Below are 22,212 nucleotides of genomic sequence, written 5' to 3' on the forward strand. Positions count from 1 at the left end.
TTTTTAATATCAATATATGAAGAGAATCGTATTTCTTGTGTTAACTGTTTTTACAATGATTTCTATACAGGCACAATCTGAATCTAAACAGGGGAAGATCGTTTACAGTAACAGCAAAATTCAGCTGGATGGAAAATTGAATGAGCCTATTTGGAATGAGTTGATCCCTGAAGGAGGGTTTTTAAACTATATGCCCAACAATGGTGTAACTGCCTCCAATACTACGGAAGTAAAAATGTTTCATAATGGAAAAAACTTATATATAAGTGCGGTATATCACGATAGTATTCCACGTGTGCAAATAGGGTCTTTAAAGCGAGATCATATTGGTGTTACCGGAGCAGAGAGTGATTCGTTTGCCATTATGCTAGACACTTACAACCAGCAACAATCAGGTTTTTTCTTCATTGTAAATATGGGAGGTGCTTTAATAGATGCATTGCTTGCCAGACGAGGTGATGGTTTTAGAGTAAGTACGAGTTGGAATACAGTTTGGAATGCCAGAACTTCTGTACAAGGAAATCTAAAAATATACGAAGTAGAGATTCCGTTAAAAGCATTAGGATACAAAGCAGAATCATCGGAATGGGGAGTGATGTTTCATACACGAAACATCAAATTGAATGAATGGACTACTAGTACACCGATTGATCGTAATTACAGTTTGTTTGATCTGCGATTTGCCAAAACATTTCAGGTAGAAAACCTTTCAGAAAACAGATCTTCTCGATTTGCCGTGACACCTTCAATAACTATGAATCATGCCGAAGATGTGTTGAACAGTACCAAAGATGATATGGTAAAGCCTAGTTTGGATGTTCAAGTAAACGTAACTTCTTCATTAAAGTTGGATGCAACCATCAATCCAGATTTTTCACAGATAGATGTAGACAGGCAAGTTACCAACTTAAGCCGATTTTCAATATTCTTTCCGGAACGTAGAAACTTCTTTTTAGAGAACAGCGATCTGTTTAACAATTTAGGAGTTGGAGGAGTCAACCCTTTTTACTCAAGAAGAATTGGAGCCGACAGTGAAATATCTTTTGGGTTAAAACTTTCTGGAAATATTACCGAGAAAACACGATTGGGAGTATTGAATGTAGCGACAAAATCTAATGATGATATTGCTGCTCAGAATTACGGAGTTTTGGTAGTGCAGCAGCAACTCTCTAGATCGTTTACAGCTACCGGATTTATGATAAACAGGCAAGAGACAGACGGTTTTTCTTTTCTAAATGATTACAATAGAGTAGGTGGAGTGAACTTAAACTACCAATCGAAAAACAACAAATGGACAGGTCATGCAAATTTGGCTACCAGCGCTACCAATGATGTTTCCGGAGATAATAATTTTTACAACATAGGTGTATGGTATAACAACATCAATGCTTCGGGTTATCTAGGAGTTAAAAAAGTAGAAACAAATTATATTACTGATGTAGGTTTTGTGCCGCGTTTGTACAATTTTGATGCAACCTCAGGTACTGTTATCAGAGAGGGTTATACACAATCTAGAGGGCGTATTAGTTTAACTAAATTCTATAAGAACTCTAAAGTGATCGACAACCATCGTTATTTAAATTTATGGAATGATACATATTGGGATGATGAAGGGAACGTAATTCAATCTACCGTTGTATTAAATAATGATTTGGTGTTTAGAGATCAATCAGTGCTGTTTGGAGGAGTTCGATACGAATATGTAGACTTAAAATACGCCTTTGATCCCTTAAACAATGGTAATGCCATTGTGCCGGATGCCTACAAATATTTTGATGCCGGTTTCGGTTATTCTTCTGCGGAAAATAGAAAGTTGCAGTACGGAGGAAATATAAGTTATGGAAGCTATTACAGCGGATTTAAGAATCAGATCAGCCTAAATACTCAATATCGATTGATGCCTTTGGCTCGATTGCAATTGCGCTACGAGCGAAACGGAATTGATCTAAAAGAGCTAGGTAGCGAAACTTTTCATTTGGCTCGATTTACAGGAGAAGTTTTCTTTTCCAATCGATTGAACTGGACGACGTATGTTCAATACAATACACAGTTTGATAATTTTAATATCAATAGTCGTTTGCAATGGGAATACAAGCCTTTGTCGTATATCTATTTGGTTATTTCAGATAATTACAACCAAAACATAGCACGCAAAGATTGGGGAGTGGCGTTTAAAATGAACTATCGATTTGATTTTTAGTGCTTGCTATCGATATTTCTTAAAGAATCAATCTTCAGCCAATTCTTGATCATCGGTTTCTTCCGGTGAGAATTTGGTAATCAGCATCGGGGTTAGAATACATACAATTCCGATGACTGATTTTAACCCGAAATCACCTACAAAGTTCATCACGATAAGATAGAGTCCGCAAACGATAAAAATAAAGTTGATCAGTTTTTTGTCCCATACAAAACCACCTATCAAATAAGCAATTCCAATTAGGGCAAACATTCCGGTATTAAGCATGTCATTTACCTCATCGCTATAGTTCAGAAACCAATTCGAGATCTTTCCAATAAAAACAATGATGATTAATACAAGAAATACTTTATGCAATAGTTTTTTCATTGGATACAATTTTTATCCTTTAAAAATAAGAAATTAATACTTTGTCTTTCAATTGAGTTTATAAAGAATGAGACCTCGCGTTTATTTCATCTTTAAATCCATTTATGAGCTCATTCACTTTACTTCTATTGGCAAACCAGTGGATTGGAGAAGGCGTAGAATGTTTGCCAAAAGAAATGCAATTCACTAGAATGTCATTCTTGTCATATATAATAGTCATCTGTTTTCCCCAGTCTGTGAGTGTCTCTCTCCAAGAAAAATAAATAATTGTTGCTTGCTGATTATTTGACGAAATGTGCCAGTTATTGTTTTCCGCTATTTTTTTAACGATGTTAGAATTATTACTTCTTGATAGACCTTTTACTCGTTTTAGGGAAGTTATATTGATGATTGAATACACAAAAAAAGAACTTAGAACAAACGAAAAAATTAGAAACAGCAAAGAATTAGTAATCGGGTTATTATTATTCACATTGTGAATAAAATTCAAGATAGCCATGAAAGGAAAAAAAAATGCAAACATTGAGTATAAAAGATATTCGGAAACCTTTATAAAAGGACTTTCACAGATAACCAATTTTCCTTTTTCTTTTGATTTTTCTATGTCGATAGGAATCATATCAAATCATATCTTTCTAATGCCTCGTCCCAGATAAATTCTTTGTTGATATTTATGGCTTTTAAGATCAGTTTAGACATGGCATCTTCATTCAATTTTTCTTGCTCTATTTCTGAGATGAAGGATTGAGAGTCTGTAGCATCTAATGGGATAGGCTCTCCCTCAATATTGCAGCACCCAAGACCGTCAAAAGAGATTCTGATCAAAGAAATTTGATCGTTTTCAGAGCGATTAAAGTCAACAAACATAGAACTGTTAAGACAACCTAAATGATAGCCTGCTACTCGTGTTCTTGGCATGGATGTTCTATAGCAATCGAAAGTTTTTCTCATGAGTTACAATTTTTTCGCTCTAAAAGTAAGAAATAAATCTACTTCTATTTTTTATAAGTTTTCTACAAGCTGAATATAATTCCCGCAGGTGTCGTTAAATATGGCATACTTTACGGTATTGTCATAAACCTTAGGTTGCACACGAAACTCTACACCCAATTTTGTCAATCGGTCATATTCTGCGTCTACACTGTCTACATCAAACTGAGTATAGGGAACACCGGCTTCCTGTAAAGCGTCCTGAAATACTTTACAAGGCTCAAAATGGTTTGGGGCTGGTTCTAATAAGATTTCCAGTCCGTCAGGATCGTCTTTAGAAACTACAGTCAGCCATCTGTTACCGCCTCCTAATGGTTGATCTTTGTTTTTTAAAAATCCAAGCTTTTCAGTATAAAATTGCAATGCTTTTTCTTGATCTCGAACGGGAATGCTAATGATGGTAACTCTCATGACTACAGTTTTTGATCCTTAAAAATAAGGAATAATGGAATATCCCATCACAAAAGAGCTTAGGCATGGTTAGAAATCGCTTTTCTTTTTCAGCTGTATGTTTACTTCAATGTCTTAAAGTTACCAATTTTTCCATTCTTATAAATGAGGCGTGTTATTGTTGTACTTTCTTTTGTTGTTCAACAAAATCTTTGAGGTTTGCTTTAAAAGAAGAAGGAACCATCTCTTTAGCAATCATTTTTCCTTTGATGAACAGAGTGAATTTTGAATAACTTTTATCGGAAGGAAACATAAATACTTTTGAATTAGCACCCAATTTCAAGAAATTTTTCTCGTAATACTCAATAAACTCTTCGTCGGTCATGGTTTCTTTAGGGCCTTTAAAAATAATTAATCCCATTTGTTTGCCGTCTAAAGAAGCTTCTCGTGCACGAATTTCCATGGCTTGAACTTTCATTTTTTGAGCCATTTCAAGAATAGCATCTTTTAGTTCATAAACCGAAACCGACTCGGCGTAATAATCTTTCCAAGCATCAGTTCCGGCTCCAACAATCTTATCTAAATTTTCATCAAAACCTTTGGCGTTTAACAATCCTAAAAAAGGCTTTCCTGCTACGTATACTTGGATCTTTGTTTCCTGATACGATGGTGATTTTTTGATAAAGGCTCTGCTATTTATAGAGAAATTAGCTAATTGCATTTCATACTTTCTGTGCAAAGTATAATCACTGGTCTTCTCATCTTTACCGGTGTAAATAGCTAGAGTAATATATTCGCCAGTTATAGAATATTTTGCAATTTCTGCTTTCGAATATTCATAGAGTTCTTGAGAAACTAGCTTGGTTGGAATAACCGAGATCAACAAAAGAATCAGTAAATACTTTTTCGGAATGTTATTAAAAAGGTTGGCTATGTTCATGGTTTTCAATTTTTTGCTGAAAGATACTAAATAAAAGGTTACTCGTTTTTTTGACTTAAGACTATTTTTAATAACACGTTAACCTATAACTGATAAGCGTTGTTTTCTAAGATGCTAAAAAATAAGGCAAAATGTATTTATAAAGCATATCAAAAGGCTGCTTGTTTAAAATGGGCTTTCCATAATTACTTCCGGTAAATACAACCACCAAGTTGTTAAGTTCTGGAACAAGTATGATATAGTTTCCTCCATTTCCAAAAGTGAATTTCAGAGTGATTTCTCGCCCGTCTATCTTTGCCTTTTCGGTATACCAATAGTAGCCATAGGTAGCAGCTTCTTGTCCTTCCCAGGAGTTTCCGGCAGTATCAAAAAACGAATAGTTTTGCGGCAAGCGAACTATTTCGCTTGTAATCTCATCAATCATTTTTTCTGAGATCACCTGTTGCCCGTTGTACTTTCCTTTGTTGATTACCATAGTACCAATGGTGAGCATATTTCTTGGAGATATTCTCAAGCTACCTGCGGTAAAATAGCGTCCTGTCATTCTGTTTTGTAACCACCAGTAATTGTCTGTAATATTCAATGGGGTAAACAAATGCTTGGCAGCAAAATCGGGAATACTGGTTTGAGAAGATTCACTAATCACAGCTCCCATGATCATAGGTGCCGTTCCGGTATAGAGCCATTTTTCTTTTGGATTGTATGCCATTACTTGATCAAGGCCGTATTTTACCCAGTCTTTTTGATCAAACATTTTGTCTTCACAATCGGGAAATCCCATATCTCCAAAAAACTGTTCGCAGCCAATTCCTGTTCGCATGGTTAGCAGATCTTGAATGGTAATCTGTGATTTTCTGGGATCCCATTGTTGAATGTTCTCTTTTGTGTATTGAGGGAGATGTGTGAGTACAGGATCGTTTACGGTAAACAATCCTTTATCTACAGCAATTCCTGCTAGCAAAGCAGTAATAGATTTGGTAGTAGACCGTACATCTTGCAAGCTGTCTTTACCGTAGCCATTAAAGTATTTTTCGAAAACAAGCGAGTCGTTTTGAGAAATGAGAATGGCATTGGTAGCAGGATAATCTCCATTTTCTATTTTCGAAAATAGTGTGGTAATTAGGTTGGTTTCTTCTGAAGTTTTCTTCTTACAGGCAGAAAAAAATAACAGAATACTAAAGAGTGATAAAACAGTGTTGGTAAGCTTTTTCATGTTGTACAATTTTTTAACTCCCTAAAAATAAGAAATAATTTAAGGCTTCCAATTTTCATCTATAAGTTCAGCTTTTCCAATATTTCCAAAATTAAATTGTAGAGAGTTGTCATTTTTCTCTCCAAAGTTTAAGCAAAAGAATAGAGTAAAAATTTCAATAATATTTTCAGGGCTATTAGTAATAATATGACCTTTGCTTTCTCCAAAAACGCTAACAAAAGATTCATCTATTGATGCGATTTGGACGCCATTTTTAAAGACAGATTTTTTTCGTTTTTTGTGGATTTTTATTTCAAAAATATTCTCTTTTATAACTGACTGATAAATTGTGTGGCTTTTGTTTTTTCCTTCAACTAAAAATATTTCTCCTGAAGGACTTTTAACAATAAAAGACATCTTCCATTTCCAAAAAGAAAATTTACGTGAAATAGTATAGATCAAATTATCATTATTATCTAAAATTTCAGATTTATACTTGCCCCAAGTTATCCACCAAACACCACTAACTATTTTTCGATTATCACTCTTTTTGGAGAGTTCAAGATGGTCGCCCGAATTATGAATTAGATATTGCAATTTTTTAAATATTTCTTCCTAGAATCAACTTGTAAACCTATATACACTTCAACGTATAAACATATAACCCCATCAACTCATAAACCTACAACCTCCTACTTAGACGTTGTCATTAAGTGCGTTAAAACAGCCATAGGAATAATTACCCCAAGCAATTGAAAAGCAAAAGTGAAACTTCCGGTATAGATATATGCTACAACAGATAGCAACAACCACAAACATAAGATAATGAGTCCGGTCTTTTTTAAATAAGTAGCATGCTCATCCTTGTCTTTATTTCTTTCCAGCACAATGTTTTTAGCCACTTCTTTAGCAAGACCTATAGGGATTCCTTTCTTTTCTAACTTGGCATAAATGATTTCCTCACCAAGAGTTGAATTTTGAAATTTTAAACCTTCGTGGTAAGCTTTGCGTTTGAGCTGTTCGTAGATGTTTTTCATAAGGCTACAATTTTTGACTTCTTAAAAATAAGAAATAAACGCCACACTTTTAAACTTTTATCTACGATTACTCATGTAGAGCACAATAGATATTACAGCCACCCGGTATACATGAAAAACAAAGCAGCTGTGTCTATAAAACCATGCAAAGCAATGTTAAGCCATAAATCGTTTTTACGAAGATGAAAAACAATGGCAAGCAACATTCCTGTAACGCCAGATACAATTTGTCCGGTGAGTCCTTGGTATGCGTGCAACCAACCAAAAAGAAACCCAAAGAGTAGAATATTAATAACAAGACTTACCTTGCCAGACCCAAAAAACTTTGTAAACTGCCTCATTAAATAGCCTCTAAATACAATCTCTTCTGCAAAGGCAGCAGATACCCAAATAAGCACAAGTAAACTTAGGGTTGCCGGTAAGTTACCTTCGTAAGGTTCAAACACAGAAAAATCTATGGGTTGTCTTGTAAGATACGTAGCACCCGGAATCATTACATAGTAGTAGAATAAGAAAAAAACCAAACCTACTATTGGTACTATGATGAATAAACGTTTTACCTGTATTTTTTTGCGCTGAAATCCTAAAGAACGAAAAAGATCTTTCTTGTATTCTATGGCACTTGCTATAATCATTAATATAGCGGCAAAGGTCATTTGAAAATACCCGAATAGGTATAGTAAACAGCAAAGAATAATAGTAATTACAGGTATTAATGTTGCTTTTAAAGAGATTTTGTTCATGTTGTATCGTTTTAAAATTTGAAACGAAGTAACAACGATAAGGCGAGTAAAATAGGGAGGAGACCACTCGTTTTTACTGAATGGTATGAAAATAACACCTGAATAATCAGTAGAAATTATAGTTTGTTTTCAAACCAATTCATAAATGCTTGTTTTTTGTATCTACTAATATTGATTTGAAACGCTTCTTTATCAGAAATTGTAGGTTTTAACTGCACCGTTAATTTCCCATTTTCTATAAGTTGCACTTGTTCTACAGAACGAGAGTGAAGAATGATTTGTCTGTTGGCTCTGAAAAAACTGTGGATATTGATTTTGTTTTCAATTTCATTTAAAGTGAAATCTGTACTTGTAGTAGTTCCGTCTGTTTTTACAAGATACACTACTTTGTTTTCGCTGTAAAAAAAAGCTATTTCATCATAGCCTATCAAAGAAATTTTTCCGGCGTGCTCTACTTTTAATTTTCCTTTTATAGAAGTAAATTTATGAAGCTTATATACATCGTGGGCAAACAAAATAGTGATTCCTATAGAGCATATTAAAAGCGAAACAGACAGTCCTGTTAAGAAGTGATAAAAGTTATACGATTCTATACCGTTTATCCATCCATTTAAAGTAAAATAAAATAAAGCGTAGGCAATTGAAATATATCCCAAAGTAGAGAATAAATAGCGCAACAATATGCGCAGATTAATCTCCTCGATGAAGTAGGTTTTCTTGTAATAGTTGAAATTGAAATTGGCAATGACTAAAACGATACTTCCAAGAAAAATGGAAGCTGTTACGGGAAACCAAGGAAAAGAATAGGATTCGTTTAATGGGAAGTTTTTTGGATCTCCAAGATGATTAACTAAAATAGAGACGAGTATAAGTATGAGAATATTTCTCACCCAAAAATTTGAAAAATGAAGATTCCGTTGTAAAAAACTAAGTAGTGTTTTCATTGAAAAATTACTCATTTACTCTTTAAAATCAAGGATGTCTTGTTTCATTCTATTATTCCAAAAATCTATTTCATCCTTATAGATTCTAGTTATTGGATACCCTTCTTTTTTTCTTTCGATTTTTTTAAGACTCAATTTTAGTTTTTATTTCTCTACTTTGTAAAGTGTTGGGGCTTTTATGCCTTTTTGTAAGAAACTGGCTTTATTTATCTCAAAATGCATCTCGGACATTCTGTTTAAATATTCTTCTATAGGCTCTAATCCAATCTCTTTTCTACGTTGATTTACATTTGCACTATCTTGTAGTGTTATAGGATAAGCTTGGCAGATTTCCCAATTATAATCTACTTGAGTTCCGTATACTTGAGGTAAACCTGAGTTGATATTTACACGATCTGTTAAAAGTCCGTATTCTCTTGAATGTGCATTCTTTTTTAAAACTTCCTGTTTCATTTTTTCTAATACAGCTTTTTGAAAAGCAGGATTATGATCGGAGTGCTGTACCATTACCCAGAAATTAGACGAACCTTCTTTGCCCACTAAATCAAATCCTAAAAAACCATGCTGATCAAACAATTCTTTTATTCGCTTTTGATGAGTGGTAAAAACACTGTCTTTAAAAGCATTCCAATCTTCAGTACTTAATTTTTTGTATTCTCCTTGCGGAATGTAAGCCGCAATTTGATCTACTTCTGCCATTTTTTCTAGCTCATTGGCTAAGTCTTGATTGAAAACTACTTTTTGAGGAACTTTTTTCTTTTGTGAAGTGTTTTCTTTACACCCTATTACCATAAGACCAATGCAAAGTATGCCAATTAGTTTTTTCATGAGTTTAATTTTGAGTTTCTAAAAATAGCAAATAAACGATTACATCACTTTTCCCATTATCCCTTCGTTCGTGTTTTTGTCTATAAAGCCACTTTCCAATCCAGACTTATTGTCTAAATTTTGATGTTCAATTATATTTTCTCCGAATTTGAATTTGTTCCGTATTTTTTTAACCCCATCTCCATACAATTTCATTATGATTTCCAAAATTCGGAATTAAGATTTTATGAACTTCACCTTTTTGATCGATCAATTTCCAATCTTCCGACTCGATTAACTCGCCAAATTTTTCTTCTTCAGATTGAACAAGTTTCAACCATTTCTGTTCATCTTTATTCATAAGAGCATAAGCTTCAACAGAATATTTGATATACTCATTTATAAAATTATGACCTGATTTAAGCTTATCTGAAAGTTTATATGTTCCAAATAAGTTAGGAAAGTCTTGATCTTCTTGAACAATCGTTCCAATTTCAAGGTCTTTGTAGTATAATTTGTAGTTCACTAAATGGGGTAGTTGCTATTATAATTAGTTATTTACGTAATCGAATTTTTCCAATATTGAAAATTTTTGGTAGGTTTTTGATGTCTTTTTCTGAAATTTTATAATCACCTTCAAAATTCTCATCAAATGTTATTTCATATTTTTTAATAGAATATGTATATCCTATATCAAAAAGTTCTGCTCCTTCTGGGGTTAAAGTATTTGAAGAAGAACTGTAGAAATCTAAATGAATTCCTTCGGTTAGATTCTCGTTTAAGTCTGCAAGTTCTATTCCTTCAGGCTTAACACCACCAATGGTATGTGTATAACCACCATTTTCATTTATTGTTTTATTTGGTCTGTTCTTTACTAGTTGTTCTAAAATTAGATATTTATCTCCTTCAAATTCTGCCAGCCTTAACCACAAACCTTCTTCCATTGGAAGTTTTGGAAGTACCTTAATCTCGATAGTGTTTGTTGTGTATTTTTTACCATTGAACTCGAAATTAAAAGGCCCTACTTTATATTTTTTTGCTTTTTTAAATACGACCACTCTTTCAAAATCATCTGATTGACTTCCAAATATGGATTTTGAGCGCGTAAGCTCTATGTTTTTTCCTAGCTCTTTTTTCAAATAACTCGCTAGAAAATCTATGTTTATAGAGAAAGTTACACGTTGATCAACCCTGGGTTGAGGATTGTCAATCTCAATTGATAATTTTTCTTGCCCAAACAGGCTTAAAGAGGAGATAGTAAAAAGTAGAAGAATTGTTTTTTTCATAGAGTTTAATTTTGAGTTTCTAAAAATAGCAAATAAACGCTTGCATTTTTAATGGTGTTAACTATCGAGTGGAGCTTCTCTTTTATTCGATAACAAGTTTTGTGTATACTTTTCCGTCTTCTCCAACATAATCGCGGTTAAAGACCTTTTTTCCAATAAGCTCTTTTTTTGCTTTTAAGATATTATCAAGGTCACCACCTAATTCAATTTTGAATCGATGTTTTCTTGCCTTGAATTCATGCGATACATACAATAAGTATTTGTCTAAAATATCCTCCAAAGGATATTGACTGTTGGGTTTATCGGCTTTTTGTTTGTAGGAAATTGTCATTCTGTATTTGAAACTTTTTTTTTCTTTCAAATCTAAATACACTCCGTCTTTTATATACTTATAGCGCTTCTTGTTGTTGTACCTTTTAGGTTTTTCCAATGTTATGTTGGTCATAACATTGTATTCTAAATTCAGTTTGTGCTGTGTTGAAGAGATGGTATCATTATGATTTGCAACCTGAGCAAATAAAACATTTGTTACCAAGGTTAAAAGAACGATGATTATTGTTTTTCTTGGATCCATTTATTATAAAGTATAACTCCCTAAAAATAAAAAATAAACCTAGATGTTTATTAAGTATGACTGTGTGTGAACTCTGATATTAGGTTAATTAAATCCCAATCCAAGACGCTATCAATTGAAATTCTATCGATTAACGCTTTTTGTTTTTTCAAATCTCTATCAGATTCCATTCTTTTCAAAATTTCAACCACACTCTGTAAAGCCTCATCTTTTTTATAGTCAGATGAGTTTTGAAGTTTATCTATTAATTCTAATTTATGTTGATTAAATCCCACGCTTTGTAATAGTAGTTTTCTTTTCCATGTTTTAATACTCCCTAAAAATAACAAATAACCACTACACTTCTTCTTTAGGATGAAATAGTTGAGGTTTTCTTATATAAGAAGCAAAAATGGTTGCCATTATAATTAAAACGGTTACTTCATAAGGTTTCCCTTTGTACATATGAACAAACACAATAAAAGTCATATACAAAGCTAAAAGAGAAGTGCCAATGAGTATTGTTTTATTGTATAAGAATAGTCCCGTTGCCACCAAAAGAAACACTCCGGTAGCAATCATTATACTAGGGTTGGCCACAATTTTATCTGTTTGATTTGAGTTAAGGATCTTATCCAAAGCGTTTGGAATGTAAAACAATGTAATTGCCACAGAAGGCAACCACATCAATACGATACGTAAAAGGTTATTCATTTTAATGCAATTTTTTGGAGCTCTAAAATAACAAATAAACCTTTATATTACTTATCGATAAATTATAGTCTTTTTTGTATTTTTATTAAAATATTTAGATTTTATGAAAATAAAAAGAATGCTTAAAAACCCTGGAGGTGACGGAGGTGCTAATAAATAGTTACCATTCCCACTTTAAATAGTATGTTGCAAATAATTTCACTTTCTTAACATTTAATGTTAAGATGTACTTGTTGTTTTCTATTTTATAGTTTGGTTGTGATTTCATTAATTTTTCAATATGTCCAATTTTCTCGTAAGACGAGAATGTTTTAGGGGTTCTATTAATAGGGAAACAAATTTTAATTTCAAGATGCGTTCCTGGGTAGTTTTTGGTTGAAGACCAAAATTCCTTTTCATTAATAAAGCAGTTTATAAATTCGCATTCTATACTTCGTTCTAATATTTCCCCCCTTTTAAGAGGTGCTTCTAATTTAGACATAATAAGATAAATACCGTTGTTTTTAGTAATGGTATCTATATTCCCATTGGAAACCTTGATATTTTTAATTTTTCCATTAAATTCATTTAAACTGTTAAAGAAGTAATAAGCATTTGATTTAGAGCATTTCAATAAGATATTTTTTTTATACTTTACAAGCTCTCCTTTTTCATCTTCGATATTTAATTCAATGGATTCTTTTAGAGTGCTGAAATTAATAGGATTATAATAGTTTCTATAAAATATGTATAAGATAAATATCAAACTAATAAGTATTAATGATATAGATAGATAAATGTTGTTATCATTAATAGTAATTAGTCCTGAAATCAACGAAATGATTGATGAAAATATCGATATGTATTCAATAGTATTTTTGCTCATGCCTTAAATTATACATAATGGCCACATATGAATAGTTGCAGTTCTATGTGATAGGTTTTCTTAAGGAAAATTAAGTATGGTTAAATAGCAACTACTTTTTTATCTACTACTAATTTAGTAATTATTTTTATAAATTTTGGGCGGTAGTTTTTTTCAATCCAATCATTTGATTAATTCCCATATACAAAACAATTAAAGCAACAACGCCAATTATAAGATTTCCTGTTTGTGTAATTTGAAAAGGGTTTGCAATTAGTAATACGAAACTACCTAAAACCCAAACATAATCTTGAATGATAATCCATAAAACAGCAAGTTTCCTTTGTTTTCTTATTTCGTACCATATGGTTATTGCAAAGTAGATGAGAGCTAATCCAATAATCCAAAAAACAGTGTTGTTTGTAGTGCCAAATAGGTTGGCGAGTTGACGATTTAATAGAATTAGTATTGCTCCGGAGATACTTGAGAATAGAGCATTTATTTTTAGTGCTTTTTGTAGTTTGTTCATTGCGGTAAAATTTTGTTCTTACAAATTTCTACAAACGCAACTACATCTCTCTTGACAAATGGTAATTAATGAATTTTTCTCAACCTACTTAAAGATTCTGGTGTAACACCTATCATAGAAGCTATGTATTGTAGAGGAACATGTTTAAACAGCTCCGGTTCTTCTGCAAGCAAACTATCATAGCGTTGCTTGGCTGTTGTATGTAGTTGAGAAAACATTTTTCTTTCTAATAAAGCAAAAGATTTTGCTAATAATATATTATCAAACTCTAGCCATTTAGGTTCTGTTTGATTAAGTCTAAAATGATTTTTTCTAGTAATGATATAAAGTTTACAATCTGTTATTGCTTGTATATTCCAGTTGTTTTTTGTTTCAAAAATAAAACTGGAAAGAGAGGTTACAAACCTACCGTTACCACCAATCCACAATGTTATTTCTTTGCCGTCTACTATATCAAATATTCTCATGTATCCGGACTCGATAAATGCCATTTCCCGACAAATTCTTCCTGATCTGATAAAGTATTCTCCTCTTTTTATTTCTAAAGGTTCGAAAACGGAAAGAATATGATCTATTGATTTTTTTTCAATAGATACTTGAGTTGTAATACACTTCTTTAAGTTTTCCATTTAGATTGTATTTTCTTTAAAAGGCTTACTAAAATCTCGAACTCTTTTATTGTTATTTAAAGAATCTCGATTATCATATTCAGCCCACCAAATGACATCTCTTGGGTCGCCTTTTGCAGATTCTAAAAACGATTTAAAACTTTGAATTTCGTCATTAGCTAAAAATATCACACAGCGAATAATTCTGTCAGAATTCAAATAGTCATATTTATTTAAATATTCTGTCAAAATTTTATTCGCATTGTTGAAGTCCGAATCAAATCGGATTCTCATTTCTTCAACAATATCTTTTGGTAATTCTTTCAACTTTTTAATACTCTAAAAATAACAAATAAACGGTTACATCAATGAGCTGTGAATTGTTTAAATCGAAACTTTAAAGGAGTTATTAAGAGATAATAAAGAATCATGATGCCTCCTCCAACTTCAGTAAAACTACTTGCAAACATAACTCCAAAAGTAGCTCCCATAGTGAAAAAACTACGAAGAAGCCTTCTTATTAAATACTGATTTTCGCTATAATGTTTTGTAAAACGAAACTTTACAAAGTCGAACCAAACAATAAGTTCACTAATAAAAATTAGAATGGTTAATGTTAACAGCGCTTGAACAATATCTGTTTCTTGATTTGGATCATAAACAGCAAAAAAGTAACCCAAGACTGCTCCTGGCATAAACAATAAGTGAAAAACTAAAGCGATAAGATATTTAGGATTCATTTCAATTTTTATACTCCCTAAAAATAACAAATAAACACCATACTTATCAACTTAAAAAACCATGTTTATTATACCGAACACAACTCTCCTCATCTTTTTATAAATTTAATTTAGTCATAGATATGTATGACAAAATTCTCAAGGAAATCATATAAACTTGTTGTACACAAAAACCATTGAAAAAGAATGAAACCAAACCTAAGCCCGGCACAAAAAGAATTGTTAGAGTTACTACACCCCAAAGAAGTACAAAGTTTTTATGAGTCTTTAAAACTACTACATTACCTAGCTACCTATTGTGTAAGTGCAGAAATGGTAGAACTCTCTGCTTCTAAAGATGTGCAAGATCTTATAAATGTACTAGAAGGGTTGGTGTTGGAGGGTATTTAATTATGTATTTCTAAACCTTCTAAAAGCTCTTAATGTTTGATAAATAAAAGCTGCTAAAAAAATATTTTTGATAATATTTGCTGCTTCCCATCCTTTGTTTAAGTTTTTAATTCCAGTAATATCTTCAACGTTATTGGTAGGTAATAGAAATTCAGAAAACATACCTAAAGTATTAAAGAAGTTCTCCCAACTTAAAGAAAGCCTATAGTTAAAGCCAAAAAAGAAGAAACAGTACAATAAATTCAATCCTAAAATCCAAAATATTGGCACGATCCAGCTTAATCCGTAATTATTAGTCAATCTGTTGAAAGTTAGTATAATTCTATCTTTTCTAGTTTTATCCCAATACCATTTGAAATTGGCACTTTCTTTTTTTAGAAGTTGTCTTTCACACTTTAAGACTTCTCGATTAAAAATTAATTCTTGAGATTTGTCATTTCTTCTAATAGCATCCTCTTTCAAGGCAATAAATAATTCTTTATGGTGAATACCATATTGTTTTTCTTTATCTAATCTGTTATAAGGTCCATAATAAATGTTTTCAGAAAGGTGACTAGTACAAATTTTATTTATTTCATTTTTTCCCAAAAAGAAAAGTTTTTGTCCTCCAATCTGAATTTTATTTATTTCATTATTTCGAAAGCTAACAATAGTATTTTTACTTTGACTGTATTCTATGTCACTATAGTTAATTCTATATTTGTTATCTGAAGCAATCAAATAGTCAAGAATTTCGTTATTAGAAATATTCTCTTTCTTTTCTAGCTTGGCTATTAATTCGCTATGCTTTTTGTCATACCCATTTTTATTAACCATTCTTTCAAGCCTCTTGACAGCGTATAGTTTACCTGCCAATTCACCACTTATAGACCAGGAGTTTGAGCGAAAACCGTGTGTTCCATCATTATTGACAGCCCCACTAATCGTCAGATGTCGATTATAAAACTTATTTGAGTCAAAATGAACGAAGCAATTATTATAATTAGCATTTAAGTAAAAATCCACATTGTGGAATTTATTTTTGGTAAGAGTTAATCTAGCGTTTTGCCCAAGATCAATATTCACATATGAGTTATAGTTGGATTTAATACTAACGAATTCACAGTTTTTGAATTCAATGTATATTCCTCCTCTATATTGATCTTTCATTAGATTTGAATCTTCAGGATACTTCTCATCTATAACTAATGAGTGAAGCTTAATTTGTTCTGAATTACAAGCAATTTTAAGATTTTTAATAAGTATTTTATACTTTACAAAATATTCGTAGCCATTTTCATCTATTATTTCTGGCTTGGTATTAAGTTTGAAATCAAAAAAATTATCTAGTCCATTATCATTAATTAATGCTTTTGCTTTTCTTATATAAGCATTATAGTCCCACCTAGTTGATTTGTTTTCTAATTCTGAGAAGTATGTATGATAACTTTTAAAATAGTCTGTATTTGAGTCATGTTGAATAATTTCAATTAATAGTTCAGACTTGATTTCTTTAAATTCTTCTTCTTTTTTCACTTTTAAGGAGGGTTTCTTAACTTGTCTATTTTTTGAGTTTAATGCGCCTCCAACCAATTTGTACCTAAGCCCATTTCTACATCCAACGGCACCGCTAGTTTATAAGCATTTTCCATTTCTTCTTTGATGATGGGTTTTATGGTGTCTAGCTCGTCTTTGTGGGCATCAAACACCAATTCATCATGCACCTGCAACAACATCTTAGACTTAAACTGCTCTTGCTCAAAACGCTTGTGAATATTAATCATTGCCAGTTTTATAATGTCTGCCGCAGACCCCTGAATCGGCGCATTTACCGCATTTCGTTCTGCCGCACCACGTACAATGGCATTTCTGGAATTAATGTCTTTTAAATAGCGTCTACGTTGCAATACCGTTTCTACATAGCCATTATCTCTGGCAAAATCTACTTGTTTAGACATATAGGCACGCAACTTTGGGTAAGTTTCATAATAGGTATCAATCAATTCCTTAGATTCTTTACGCGTTAAGTTGGTTTGATTGCTCAACCCAAAAGCAGATACACCATAGATAATTCCAAAGTTCACCGTTTTGGCGTTGCTACGTTGCTCGCGAGTTACTTCATTAATAGGTACATTAAACACTTTTGCAGCGGTAGAGGCATGAATGTCTTCTCCGTTTTGAAAGGCTTGAATCATGGTTTCCTCTTCACTCAATGCCGCAATAATGCGTAATTCTATTTGCGAATAATCGGCTGCCAGCAACACATAATTTTCATCACGCGGTACAAAGGCTTTACGTACCTGGCGTCCGCGTTCTGTTCTAATAGGAATGTTCTGTAAGTTTGGGTTGTTAGAACTCAAACGACCCGTAGCTGCCACCGCTTGCGCATACACCGTATGCACACGTCCGGTTTTTGGGTTGATCTCTTCCGGCAAAGCATCTACATACGTGCTTTGTAGTTTTTTATACTGGCGGTATTCTAAAATATCCGATACAATTTGATGATCTTTGGCTAAATAAGACAGCACGTCTTCTGCCGTAGAATACTGCCCTGTTTTGGTCTTTTTAGGTTTGTCTACCAACTTTAACTTATCAAACAAAATAGGTCCCAACTGCTTTGGTGAAGCAATGTTAAATTCTTCTCCCGCTTGCTCGTAAATATTTTGCTCCAAACGTTTAATGTCATCCGTTAAAGCCACCGATAGTTCTTTTAAGAAATCGGTATTTAGGTTAATTCCTTCTATTTCCATGGCTGTTAGTACAGATACCAATGGCAACTCTACATCGTTAAACAATTGAGTTACGTTTCCGCTGTCCAACTCTTTGGTAAAATGCTCTTTTAATTGCAAGGTGATGTCTGCATCTTCAACCGCATATTCCGTTTGATCTGCAATAGGAACCACACGCATAGAGAGTTGATTTTTTCCTTTTTTACCAATTAGTTCTGTAATAGAAACCGGTTGATAGTTTAAATAGGTTTCTGCCAACACATCCATATTATGACGCATATCCGGATTAATGAGATAATGCGCAATCATGGTATCAAACAATTTTCCTTTTACAGGCATGTTGTAGTTAGACAGTACCTTGATGTCGTATTTTAAATTGTGTCCGATCTTTTCTATGTTCTCATTCTCAAAAAATGGACGAAATTCTTCTAAAATCTGTTGTGTCTCTTCCTGATCTTCCGGTAAAGACACGTAATATCCTTTGCCTACTTCCCAAGCAAAAGCAATTCCAATCACTTCTACTTCCAAAGCCTTTAACCCTGTAGTTTCTGTATCAAAACACACAGAAGTTTGCTGCATTAGTTTTTGTAGCAACAGCTTTCTGGATAACGATGTATTTACATGCTGATAGAAATGATCTGTATTCTTAATGGTTTTTAAACCCGATAAACTTTCTTCTTCTGTTACATTTCCGCTTCCCGGAGCTGCAAACAGATCAAATTGTCCGTTGGATGGAGCTGCTTTTGGAGACTTCTCGCCTCCGCTCGAAGTAACATCCTTAGGGGCATCTTGAGTGGTAGAAGCAGCAAAGGTCTTTAAGAAATTCTCTGTCAAACGACGGAACTCTAATTCGGTAAAGATCTCTTTAACAGCTTCTACATTGGGTTGCTCAAAAATAAGTTCATCTTCATTCAATTCTACAGGAACATCCAGCATGATGGTAGCCAGTTCTTTGGATAATATCCCAAGCTCTTTGTTATTCTCTACCTTTTCTTTCATCTTTCCTTTTAGCTCGTGGGTATTTTCCAACAGACCTTCCATAGAGCCATAAGCCGCAATGAACTTCTTGGCAGTTTTATCTCCCACACCCGGCAGTCCCGGAATGTTATCAACAGAATCACCCATCATTCCCAAATAGTCGATCACCTGTTCCGGTCGTTCTACCTCAAACTTTTCCTGTACTTCTTTTACTCCCCATTTTTCGTAGGAATTTCCCATACGAGGAGGGCGGAACATGAAAATACTGTCAGATACCAGTTGGGCAAAGTCCTTATCAGGCGTTACCATATAGGTTTCCAGTCCTTTCTTCTCAGCCTTTTTGGCTAAAGTTCCTATAATATCATCTGCTTCAAATCCTTCTTTTACAATGGCCGGAATGTTCATGGCTTCCAAGATCTTTTCGATATAAGGAACCGCAATTCTAATGGCTTCCGGTGTTTCTTGTCGATTGGCTTTGTACTCAGGAAAAGCTTCCGTTCTCGCCGCACTACCACCTCTGTCAAAACACACCGCCAGATAATCCGGTTTTTCACGTTTGATCACATCCAATAAGGAATTGGTAAATCCCATAATGGCTGAGGTGTCCATTCCTTTTGAGTTGATTCGTGGGTTTTTAATAAAAGCGTAGTAACCTCTAAAGATCAATGCATAGGCATCCAGTAAAAAAAGTCGTTTTTTGTCAGACATTTGATGGTTTTATGATTGTAAGGTGAAGATAGTTAAACAGACAATATATTCAAAGAATATTTGTCGCTGCGAACTCCGCAATAAAGCTACAAAACTTTAACATGATGTTAAAATTCATGATGTATATAACCCGTATCTTTGTTTAATTAAAATCAAGTTGATTTATGCCTCGATGGTTTTTACCCCTCATCATCTTTTCTGTGGTGGTTTTTATACTGGAATACTACGCATTTCAGGCTATCAAAACAGTCACTAAAAACAAAATTATTCGTTGGTCTTGGCTTACTGTTGGAATAGCAGTATATGCCTATTTCCTCTTTGTAATCTTTACCACACCAAGATCGGCAGGACAGACCAAGCAGTTTCAACTAGCAGCAGGAATGATGCTTACAGCCATTATCCCTAAAATATTGATCCTAGTTATTTTATTTGGAGAAGATGTTGTGCGTTGGGTACAAAAGCTAATCTCTTGGGCAGGAAGCCAACCCACAAAACCCATTGCCGGAAGACGTAAATTTATTTCGCAATTGGCATTAATTGTGGCTGCCATTCCGTTTACCTCTTTCCTCTACGGAATCATTCAAGGACGATATAATTACAAGGTACTGAAATATCAATTGTCTTTCAAAGATCTACCCGATGCTTTTGATGGATTTACCATTACTCAGATTTCCGATATTCACTCAGGGAGTTTTACCAACAAAGAGAAGATTCAGTATGGTGTGAATATGATCAACGATCAGCAATCAGATATGATTCTGTTTACCGGAGATATTGTAAACAACAAGGCGGTAGAAATGGACAATTGGATAGAGATGTTTGGTAATTTGAATGCTCCTTACGGAAAGTACTCTGTTTTAGGAAACCACGATTACGGAGATTATACCAGTTGGCCTTCTGAAGAGGCAAAACAAGCCAATTTTCAAGCGGTAAAAGACATTCACCCCAAAATGGGATTCGATTTGTTGTGTAATGAGAGTCGTTACATAGAAAAAGACGGACAGAAGATAGCTTTGGTAGGAGTAGAGAATTGGGGAAAAGGAGGTTTTCAGAAGAAAGGAGATTTAAAGAAAGCTTCTGAGCAAATACAGCAAGACGATTTTAAAGTGTTGATGTCTCACGATCCTTCGCATTGGGATGTTCAGGTAAAGAATGACGATTTTAATTATCAGCTAACCCTAAGTGGTCATACACACGGGTTGCAAATGGGAATTGAGATTCCGGGATGGATCAAATGGAGCCCTTCTAAATACGTATACAGACAGTGGGCCGGACTCTATGAAGAGTTTGGAAGATATATTAACGTAAACCGAGGATTTGGCTACCATGCTTTCCCCGGACGCGTAGGAATTTGGCCGGAAATCACGGTTATTGAGCTGAAAAAAGCTTGATAATCAAGTGAATTGAGCAGAAATGTTATATTTGTAAGCAAGAAAGCGCCGTAAAACGCGTTTGAGACGTACGTAAAACAAACAAAAATGACAAAGTTTGGCGAATTAATCAGTATTGAAAAACCCGTCTTAATCGACTTCTATTTCGATTGGGAAGATGCTGACAATAATTTGGATACTTTAAGAGATGTTGCTGCTGCTTTGGGAGATAAAGCCAAGGTAATTAAGATCGACATCAAAAAGAATGAAGCGCTTGCAGAAGCCCTGAGAGTCAAAGGAAATCCAACGTTTATGATCTATAAGAACGGTGAGATGAAATGGCGTCAAACAGGAGAGCAAGATGCAAACACCTTAATTGGACTGGTACAGCAATACTTCTAACAGTAGTTCAAAAGTTTCCTTTTACATTTTATCTATCTGAATTCAGATGTGTTTTTATGGTTTAAAAAGACACATTAAGATGTGTCATATCGAGCGGAAGCGAGATGTCTACACAATAAGTTCCTAAAAAGCTTCTCGTTTTAAATCAAGCAGAAATTGCTTTAAACTCAAACCCTTTCTCTGCAAAGTGAGCCAAGATCTTTGGCAAAGAATAATACACCTTGTCTTTTGCTTTTACACTATCGTGCATTACTACAATGCTACCACTTTTGGTATTTTGTAATACATTGTTTAAACAAGTTTCCGGAGTTATAGAAGTATCAAAATCGCCACTCAATACATCCCACATTACAATAGAATATCCCTTTTTTCTCAAAGCTTTGCCTTGAGAAGATCTAAGCTTCCCATAAGGAGGGCGAAACAATTTTGAATGAATGTGAGCTGCGGCATGCGCTACATTTTCTAAGTAGATGTTGTTCTTTGTTTTTGTCCCCTTTAGATGGTTGAAGGTATGATTACCAACAGCATGACCCTCTTCTAAAATACGTTCGTATATACGGTGATTACATTTTACGTTCTTTCCAATACAAAAGAAGGTGGCTTTGGCATTAAACTTTTGCAGCTCATCTAAAACAAACTCGGTAACTTCCGGAGTAGGTCCATCATCAAAAGTAAGATAGATCTCTTTGGAAGTAGAAGAAAAACGCCAGATATAATTCGGGAATATACTCCGAATGATACCTGGCGTCTTTACAGTATATAGTTTCATG

General features: G+C 33.7%; 28 protein-coding genes. 4 read left to right on the plus strand and 24 right to left on the minus strand.

Translation table 11 applies throughout. The annotated features are described in order from the left end of the window. The first annotated feature begins 55 nt into the window (after window positions 1–55). Window positions 56–2,200 carry a DUF5916 domain-containing protein gene (locus ACFSRZ_RS08035; RefSeq protein WP_379666027.1) on the plus strand — a complete coding sequence of 715 codons (2,145 nt, stop codon included), beginning with the start codon at window positions 56–58 and terminating at the stop codon, window positions 2,198–2,200. 27 nt (window positions 2,201–2,227) lie between these two features. On the opposite strand, the gene ACFSRZ_RS08040 is transcribed toward ACFSRZ_RS08035, so the two are convergent. From ACFSRZ_RS08040 to ACFSRZ_RS08140, 21 genes are all read right to left on the minus strand, one after another. Continuing rightward, window positions 2,228–2,569: a hypothetical protein gene (locus ACFSRZ_RS08040; protein WP_379666028.1), complete on the minus strand. Its 342-nt coding sequence runs from the start codon at window positions 2,567–2,569 to the stop codon at window positions 2,228–2,230. Window positions 2,570–2,627: 58 nt separating this feature from the next. After that, window positions 2,628–3,188, minus strand: coding sequence for a hypothetical protein (locus tag ACFSRZ_RS08045; protein WP_379666029.1), 561 nt, complete (start codon window positions 3,186–3,188; stop codon window positions 2,628–2,630). Then, on the minus strand, window positions 3,185–3,520 hold the full coding sequence (locus tag ACFSRZ_RS08050; protein WP_379666030.1) for a hypothetical protein: 336 nt from the start codon (window positions 3,518–3,520) through the stop codon (window positions 3,185–3,187). The genes ACFSRZ_RS08045 and ACFSRZ_RS08050 overlap by 4 nt, the downstream gene beginning before the upstream one ends. Window positions 3,521–3,571: 51 nt before the next feature. Next, window positions 3,572–3,970: a VOC family protein gene (locus ACFSRZ_RS08055; protein WP_379666031.1), complete on the minus strand. Its 399-nt coding sequence runs from the start codon at window positions 3,968–3,970 to the stop codon at window positions 3,572–3,574. 154 nt (window positions 3,971–4,124) lie between these two features. After that, the gene (locus ACFSRZ_RS08060; RefSeq protein WP_379666032.1) at window positions 4,125–4,889 is read right to left on the minus strand and encodes a hypothetical protein; all 765 of its coding nucleotides are present in this window, start codon (window positions 4,887–4,889) and stop codon (window positions 4,125–4,127) included. A gap of 106 nt (window positions 4,890–4,995) precedes the next feature. Beyond that, window positions 4,996–6,102: a serine hydrolase domain-containing protein gene (locus ACFSRZ_RS08065; RefSeq protein ID WP_379666033.1), complete on the minus strand. Its 1,107-nt coding sequence runs from the start codon at window positions 6,100–6,102 to the stop codon at window positions 4,996–4,998. A 39-nt stretch (window positions 6,103–6,141) separates the two neighbouring features. Beyond that, window positions 6,142–6,678: a hypothetical protein gene (locus tag ACFSRZ_RS08070; RefSeq protein WP_379666034.1), complete on the minus strand. Its 537-nt coding sequence runs from the start codon at window positions 6,676–6,678 to the stop codon at window positions 6,142–6,144. A 95-nt stretch (window positions 6,679–6,773) separates the two neighbouring features. Beyond that, window positions 6,774–7,118: a hypothetical protein gene (locus tag ACFSRZ_RS08075; RefSeq protein WP_379666035.1), complete on the minus strand. Its 345-nt coding sequence runs from the start codon at window positions 7,116–7,118 to the stop codon at window positions 6,774–6,776. A 92-nt stretch (window positions 7,119–7,210) separates the two neighbouring features. Next, window positions 7,211–7,861 carry a CPBP family intramembrane glutamic endopeptidase gene (locus ACFSRZ_RS08080; protein ID WP_379666036.1) on the minus strand — a complete coding sequence of 217 codons (651 nt, stop codon included), beginning with the start codon at window positions 7,859–7,861 and terminating at the stop codon, window positions 7,211–7,213. A 116-nt stretch (window positions 7,862–7,977) separates the two neighbouring features. Next, a complete protein-coding gene (locus ACFSRZ_RS08085) occupies window positions 7,978–8,805 on the minus strand; it encodes a LytR/AlgR family response regulator transcription factor (protein ID WP_379666037.1) in 828 nt (275 codons plus the stop codon). Between the two features lie 144 nt (window positions 8,806–8,949). Further along, entirely contained in the window at window positions 8,950–9,633 is a 684-nt protein-coding gene (locus ACFSRZ_RS08090) for a DUF6624 domain-containing protein (protein ID WP_379666038.1), read from the minus strand. A 169-nt stretch (window positions 9,634–9,802) separates the two neighbouring features. Beyond that, complete coding sequence (locus ACFSRZ_RS08095) at window positions 9,803–10,138, minus strand: hypothetical protein (protein WP_379666039.1); 336 nt, start codon at window positions 10,136–10,138, stop codon at window positions 9,803–9,805. A 28-nt stretch (window positions 10,139–10,166) separates the two neighbouring features. Then, on the minus strand, window positions 10,167–10,898 hold the full coding sequence (locus ACFSRZ_RS08100; RefSeq protein ID WP_379666040.1) for a hypothetical protein: 732 nt from the start codon (window positions 10,896–10,898) through the stop codon (window positions 10,167–10,169). 82 nt (window positions 10,899–10,980) lie between these two features. Beyond that, a complete protein-coding gene (locus ACFSRZ_RS08105; protein WP_379666041.1) occupies window positions 10,981–11,472 on the minus strand; it encodes a hypothetical protein in 492 nt (163 codons plus the stop codon). Window positions 11,473–11,522: 50 nt separating this feature from the next. After that, entirely contained in the window at window positions 11,523–11,747 is a 225-nt protein-coding gene (locus tag ACFSRZ_RS08110) for a hypothetical protein (RefSeq protein ID WP_379666042.1), read from the minus strand. A gap of 61 nt (window positions 11,748–11,808) precedes the next feature. Continuing rightward, window positions 11,809–12,165, minus strand: a complete 357-nt coding sequence (locus tag ACFSRZ_RS08115; protein WP_379666043.1) for a hypothetical protein — start codon at window positions 12,163–12,165, stop codon at window positions 11,809–11,811. Window positions 12,166–12,325: 160 nt separating this feature from the next. Beyond that, complete coding sequence (locus ACFSRZ_RS08120) at window positions 12,326–13,030, minus strand: hypothetical protein (protein ID WP_379666044.1); 705 nt, start codon at window positions 13,028–13,030, stop codon at window positions 12,326–12,328. Window positions 13,031–13,157: 127 nt separating this feature from the next. After that, window positions 13,158–13,538 carry a hypothetical protein gene (locus tag ACFSRZ_RS08125; protein ID WP_379666045.1) on the minus strand — a complete coding sequence of 127 codons (381 nt, stop codon included), beginning with the start codon at window positions 13,536–13,538 and terminating at the stop codon, window positions 13,158–13,160. Between the two features lie 65 nt (window positions 13,539–13,603). Further along, complete coding sequence (locus ACFSRZ_RS08130) at window positions 13,604–14,167, minus strand: Crp/Fnr family transcriptional regulator (protein ID WP_379666046.1); 564 nt, start codon at window positions 14,165–14,167, stop codon at window positions 13,604–13,606. After that, window positions 14,168–14,473 carry a hypothetical protein gene (locus ACFSRZ_RS08135; protein ID WP_379666047.1) on the minus strand — a complete coding sequence of 102 codons (306 nt, stop codon included), beginning with the start codon at window positions 14,471–14,473 and terminating at the stop codon, window positions 14,168–14,170. A 38-nt stretch (window positions 14,474–14,511) separates the two neighbouring features. Beyond that, window positions 14,512–14,886, minus strand: coding sequence for a hypothetical protein (locus ACFSRZ_RS08140; RefSeq protein WP_379666048.1), 375 nt, complete (start codon window positions 14,884–14,886; stop codon window positions 14,512–14,514). Window positions 14,887–15,072: 186 nt separating this feature from the next. Here ACFSRZ_RS08140 and ACFSRZ_RS08145 point away from each other — a divergent pair, with 186 nt between their 5' ends. Further along, window positions 15,073–15,276 (plus strand): hypothetical protein, encoded by a 204-nt coding sequence (locus ACFSRZ_RS08145; RefSeq protein ID WP_379666049.1) that lies wholly within the window; start codon window positions 15,073–15,075, stop codon window positions 15,274–15,276. On the opposite strand, the gene ACFSRZ_RS08150 is transcribed toward ACFSRZ_RS08145, so the two are convergent. Together ACFSRZ_RS08150 and polA are read right to left on the minus strand one after the other, a co-directional pair. Continuing rightward, window positions 15,277–16,791, minus strand: coding sequence for a hypothetical protein (locus ACFSRZ_RS08150; RefSeq protein WP_379666050.1), 1,515 nt, complete (start codon window positions 16,789–16,791; stop codon window positions 15,277–15,279). A 38-nt stretch (window positions 16,792–16,829) separates the two neighbouring features. Further along, window positions 16,830–19,670 carry a DNA polymerase I gene (gene polA, locus ACFSRZ_RS08155; RefSeq protein ID WP_379666051.1) on the minus strand — a complete coding sequence of 947 codons (2,841 nt, stop codon included), beginning with the start codon at window positions 19,668–19,670 and terminating at the stop codon, window positions 16,830–16,832. Window positions 19,671–19,834: 164 nt separating this feature from the next. On the opposite strand from polA, the gene ACFSRZ_RS08160 reads away from it, so the two are divergent. Together ACFSRZ_RS08160 and ACFSRZ_RS08165 are read left to right on the plus strand one after the other, a co-directional pair. Continuing rightward, window positions 19,835–21,061, plus strand: coding sequence for a metallophosphoesterase (locus ACFSRZ_RS08160; protein ID WP_379666052.1), 1,227 nt, complete (start codon window positions 19,835–19,837; stop codon window positions 21,059–21,061). 87 nt (window positions 21,062–21,148) lie between these two features. Next, on the plus strand, window positions 21,149–21,442 hold the full coding sequence (locus ACFSRZ_RS08165; protein WP_379666053.1) for a thioredoxin family protein: 294 nt from the start codon (window positions 21,149–21,151) through the stop codon (window positions 21,440–21,442). 145 nt (window positions 21,443–21,587) lie between these two features. On the opposite strand, the gene ACFSRZ_RS08170 is transcribed toward ACFSRZ_RS08165, so the two are convergent. Next, window positions 21,588–22,211, minus strand: a complete 624-nt coding sequence (locus tag ACFSRZ_RS08170) for a polysaccharide deacetylase family protein (protein ID WP_379666054.1) — start codon at window positions 22,209–22,211, stop codon at window positions 21,588–21,590. Window position 22,212: the final 1 nt, after the last annotated feature.

Source organism: Pseudotenacibaculum haliotis, from assembly GCF_042684245.1.
Lineage (GTDB): Bacteria > Bacteroidota > Bacteroidia > Flavobacteriales > Flavobacteriaceae > Polaribacter > Polaribacter haliotis_A.